Annotated in this window: 7 protein-coding genes; all 7 read right to left on the bottom strand. The window is 52.8% G+C overall.

Translation table 11 applies throughout. The features are described 5' to 3' along the window. The coding region (locus tag QCH34_RS07390; RefSeq protein ID WP_300332360.1) for a 4Fe-4S binding protein at window positions 1-184 on the bottom strand (184 nt) is incomplete at its 3' end. After that, on the bottom strand, window positions 181-708 hold the full coding sequence (locus QCH34_RS07385) for a 2-oxoacid:acceptor oxidoreductase family protein (protein WP_300332358.1): 528 nt from the start codon (window positions 706-708) through the stop codon (window positions 181-183). The genes QCH34_RS07390 and QCH34_RS07385, both read right to left, overlap by 4 nt. Further along, window positions 708-1817 carry a transketolase C-terminal domain-containing protein gene (locus tag QCH34_RS07380; protein ID WP_300332356.1) on the bottom strand — a complete coding sequence of 370 codons (1110 nt, stop codon included), beginning with the start codon at window positions 1815-1817 and terminating at the stop codon, window positions 708-710. Before QCH34_RS07380 ends, QCH34_RS07385 begins: the two co-directional genes overlap by 1 nt. Continuing rightward, complete coding sequence (locus tag QCH34_RS07375) at window positions 1811-2692, bottom strand: thiamine pyrophosphate-dependent enzyme (RefSeq protein ID WP_300332354.1); 882 nt, start codon at window positions 2690-2692, stop codon at window positions 1811-1813. The genes QCH34_RS07380 and QCH34_RS07375 overlap by 7 nt, the downstream gene beginning before the upstream one ends. 56 nt (window positions 2693-2748) lie before the next feature. Beyond that, window positions 2749-3321 (bottom strand): archaellin/type IV pilin N-terminal domain-containing protein, encoded by a 573-nt coding sequence (locus tag QCH34_RS07370; protein ID WP_300332352.1) that lies wholly within the window; start codon window positions 3319-3321, stop codon window positions 2749-2751. Further along, window positions 3314-3853 carry an archaellin/type IV pilin N-terminal domain-containing protein gene (locus QCH34_RS07365; RefSeq protein ID WP_300332350.1) on the bottom strand — a complete coding sequence of 180 codons (540 nt, stop codon included), beginning with the start codon at window positions 3851-3853 and terminating at the stop codon, window positions 3314-3316. The genes QCH34_RS07370 and QCH34_RS07365 overlap by 8 nt, the downstream gene beginning before the upstream one ends. Beyond that, window positions 3843-4549 (bottom strand): cupin domain-containing protein (locus QCH34_RS07360; protein WP_300332347.1); only part of this gene is annotated, 707 nt, incomplete at its 5' end. The genes QCH34_RS07360 and QCH34_RS07365, both read right to left, overlap by 11 nt.

Genomic DNA, 4549 nt, shown 5'->3' with positions numbered 1-4549 from the left:
ATCCCTTGCAATAGTCGAGATCTATCTCATGATCTTCATTGATACAGCCATCAGGGCAGTACATGGCACAGAGTCCACATGCATTGCATGCTTCACGGTCGACCACCGGACGGAACGTCCGCCAGGAACCGGTCTTTCCGGCAGCCCCCTCTGTTGGTCGGCTCATTGCAACAGGATCGGTCATAGAATCAGCTCCTTATAGGCAGCCTCTGCCGCTTTCACATTCCGCTCATCTGCAAACATATCACGGATGGCAGCTTCCGCCGATTCCCGGGAGATAACACCCATCTTCGCAAGTGCTCCAAGAACCGGGGTATTTAAAATGGGGCTCCCGGATACGATGAGATCGACTGAGAGTGCAATACCCGTGAGATCGATGGTGAGGACATTGACACCGGGGAGATCAATCGGATGGGGGCTGTTGATCAACACCGTTCCATTCTCCAAAATTCCCAAAAGAACATCAACGGTATCCATGATGCTTGCATCAAGGACAACAATGAGATTCGGGGACCGGATCTGTGAGTAGATTTTTATCGGCTCCTCATCAATCCTGACAAACGAGGTGACCGGCGCACCCCTCCGCTCAGCACCATAGAAGGGAGCGGCTGTTGCATGCTTCTTATCGAGGAAGGCAGCCATCGCAAGGAGCCGGGCGGCAGTCACACCACCCTGCCCGCCACGGGAATGGATCCTGATCTCAAACATCAGGCATCAACCCCAAACCAGTATTCTTCATTCATACGGCGATTCCTGACAAACTCAGCGATATCATCATAGGTGACCTCCTGGCCGCCAAGCCCTGCAACCACCGAGAAGATCGAGGCATCGCGGTACCGGGATTTGATCGAGTCGGTGAGCACACCGCCGAACCCAAACGAGTATCCCCGGTCAAGGACGACGAGATCGCGGTCCCTGATATCGAGCTCTGGGAAGGGCCTGAACCAGCGGATCCGCATTGATCCTGCTTTGACGCCTTCTTTTCTTAGGATATCGACTGCAACCTCTGCCTCTTTTCCGAGTGTTCCCATCGAGACAATCAGGATATCCGCATCATCACAGAGATATTCGTCAGTAGGACCGTATTTCCGTCCGAATCTCTTTGCAAACTCTTCTTCTGCATCCCTGATCACAGAAGGCGAATGTCTCATTGCCCGTTCAATCTCCCACCGGAACTTGAAGTGATCATTTGGTCCGGTGAGTGTGCCGTACCCTGTGGGATTCTCTGTATCAATTTTATGGGGAAGCACCATCGGAGGGATGTAGTCGCCTATCTCCACCGTCTCAAGAGACTGCATAATGTGCGATAGGACAAAACCATCCAGATTCACCATCACCGGCAGCAGGATACCGGTATCTTCTGCAATCCGAAATGCCATCAATGTGGTATCATATGCTTCCTGGACAGTTGAAACAAAGAACTGGAGCCATCCGGTATCCCGCTGGGAGAAGGCATCGGTATGTTCCGCCCAGACATTCCATCCCGGACCGAGGGCACGGTTGACATTCGCCATCACGATCGGAAGGCGGGCCCCGGCTGCCCAGTGGAGCATCTCGTGCATGTAGAGGAGACCATGAGAGCTCGTCGCCGTGAAGGTACGGACACCCGTGATTGAAGCACCGATACAGGCAGTCATCGCCGAGTGTTCGCTCTCAACCGGGATATACCGTGCATCCATCTCACCAGCAGTGACGTATTCTGCGATCTGCTCAACGATCTCCGTCTGCGGGGTGATCGGGTATGCCGCAACCACTGCGGGTTTTGCCTCTTTAACAGCCGCAGCCACCGCTTTGTTTCCAGTTGCTACCGTCAGCATTCTCCTGCCTCCTCTTTTGCGAGCTGTGCAAGGTTCTTCTCAATCGCCTGCTCCAGCTCATTGACTGCCGAATCGGAGATTCCCTTGAAGCGCCCCTGTACAGAAAGGTAATCCCTGAGTGGGGCCCGTTTCTTCATTGCACCCTTTGAGGGGGAGCTGATTCTGAGTTCGCCATATTTTCTCTCCCAGAGTACCCAGGAGCCGGTCTTCACCGCAAGCTTTCCAACAGTCACCGACATATCAGATGCAATCCGCCATCCGGGGGGGCATGGAGCAAGAATATGAATAAACGATGGACCGGGAGTGGCAAGTGCTGTCTTCACCTTCTCATAAAGATCCTTTGGATATGCAGGGGTCGCGGTCGCCTGGTACGGAATATTGTGGGCAGCGACGATCCTGTCGAGATCCTTCTTCGCATCGGTCTTGCCGCCGGGTGTCGTTGTCGTCCTTGCGCCCATCGGGGTTGCACCAGAACGCTGCATGCCGGTGTTTCCATATGCCTCGTTATCATAGCAGATATACAGGAAATCTGTCCCCCGTTCAAGGGCACCGGAGAGAGCCTGGATCCCGATATCAACGGTACCGCCATCACCGGCATAGACTATGACGTTTGTCTTCTTCCCCATGCTCGCAAATGCCTCGCTCATCCCTGACGCACATGCTGCTGCCGCTGCAAAGGCAATATTGTATACAGGAATATTAAATGCGGTATTGGGATAAATTCCCTGCAGAATACTGGTACAGCATGCAGGAACAACCAGCACCGTATCCGGTCCTGCCGCCTTCAGCACATACCGGAGAGATAATGATGATGTACATCCGGCACATGCTGTCGTGCATTTTTCAAGGTACTCTTCCTTTGGTATCTCAGCCATCCGAATCAGTTAATAATCTGTTATTCATGAATATTGAGCCTTCGGATTTAATCATCTCATCCGACCCGGGTATACCGGGTGAGGGATGCAGGAAATTTAAGAGGAATCTGGATGGGATGCACACCCGGTGTGATTATCTCAATCGTGGGTGAATGGCCCGGCTTGCAATTTGATAAGTACATCGGACGTATAAAGAGCGTCACCATATCCCCGGAGCAGAGTATCGGATCCTGATCGGGTGGTGCCGGTGAATTGATGGAAAAGTAATGAGCTGTTGGAAGAGGCGTATAGAGAGGATCGTTTGGACCGATGGTCTCGTACGTATTCCTGCCGATGAGGTTGATGGTTACCATCCGGAGATCCACTGGATCCGAACCCGGAAGAAGCCTGATGGGAACGAGGATACCTTCAGCAATCCTGGGATCATTATTCAGGTCAACTGCATAGATCGATCCGGCAACAACAAGGCTTGATCCAGCTCTGGACAGACCCTCATGCACCTTGGAACCTGCATCATCAGAGATGCCCATACCTGCACTGATGATCACATGAGAGAAGACTGCACCGACCACCACAAACGCAATCAGGATAATCGCTGATTCAAGCCCGGTGAGGCCATCCTCATCCACTACCCACCTCGTAGTAGTTTTTCCGTGCAAGACCAGGAGGCACCTGGCACCGGACATTGACAGGTACACCCAGGGGGGGATTTATTATAAGGGTAAATGGAGTGTCTGCTGTCAGTACTCCGGCATCGGGAAGTATTTCAACCTTAAGAATCTCATCCTCTGAGAGGAAGCCATCCTCCGTGACCTGATTATGCCATGAGAGTACAACCGAAGACGAAGGGATCTCATATATCCCAACAGGTGTCAGAATTGAGAACCTGATTGCGGATACCGGCACAGGCTCGCCCATTGCCTCACAAGAGAAGAAGAGTTTTTCGATATAGTGAGTCGTATCATCTGCCCGGCCGACGACTGAACCCATGACCATCACTGCTGTTCCCGATCTCCCGCCATCAAGCACCACTTCTTTCGCCTTATCTGAAGAGGAGAAACCTGCTCCAAGAATCGCAAATGAAAAGATCCCGGCTACAACGATAAACGCAATCAGGACAATTGCCGCCTCGAGCCCCGAGAAGCCATCCTCACCTGCCATAGATATCATTAAGCCTGATGATATCATCCTCGCCGAGATACTCTCCAATCTGTACCTCGATCATCTCAAGCGGGATCTTCCCCTGGTTTTCGAGCCGGTGGACTGCACCTGCACGGACGAAGGTCGATTCGCCCTGTGTGAGTACCTGGGTGGTGCCATCTATCCGGACATGGGCACACCCCGAGACGACAACCCAGTGCTCGCTCCTGTGCTGGTGCTGCTGGAGCGAGAGAGATGCACCCGGTTTTACCGTGATCCGCTTGATCTTAAAGAACTGTGATTCTTCAAGTACCAGATAGGTTCCCCAGGGACGATGGACGAGACGATGCTCTTCAACCGTCCTGTCATGGAGCGCTGAAAGAGCCGATACCACCTCGCGGACACGCTCTGTTGCATTCCTGTGGCAGACAAGGAGTGCATCGTCGGTATCCACCACAACAAGATCCGAGACCCCGACAGCTGCAACCCGTTTTCCTTCAGGGTGAATGAATGTACATCCAATGGAATCGAGCATGAAGGCTTCACCGACATTGTCATCCTGATCAGGGCCTGTTGCATCATGCAGTGCAGAGAAGGTGCCAAGGTCGCTCCATGGAACGGTCAGGGGAACAACCGCCACCCGTGATGAATGCTCGAGGAGACCATAATCAACCGAGATGGAGGGGATCCGTGGGTAGGCATCAGGAAGATCCGCAT

It is taken from the genome of Methanocalculus sp. (assembly GCF_029762515.1).
Taxonomy (GTDB): Archaea; Halobacteriota; Methanomicrobia; order Methanomicrobiales; family Methanocorpusculaceae; genus Methanocalculus.
The sequence above is the reverse complement of the archived record's forward strand: the minus strand, read 5'-3'. Positions and strand labels throughout refer to the sequence as shown.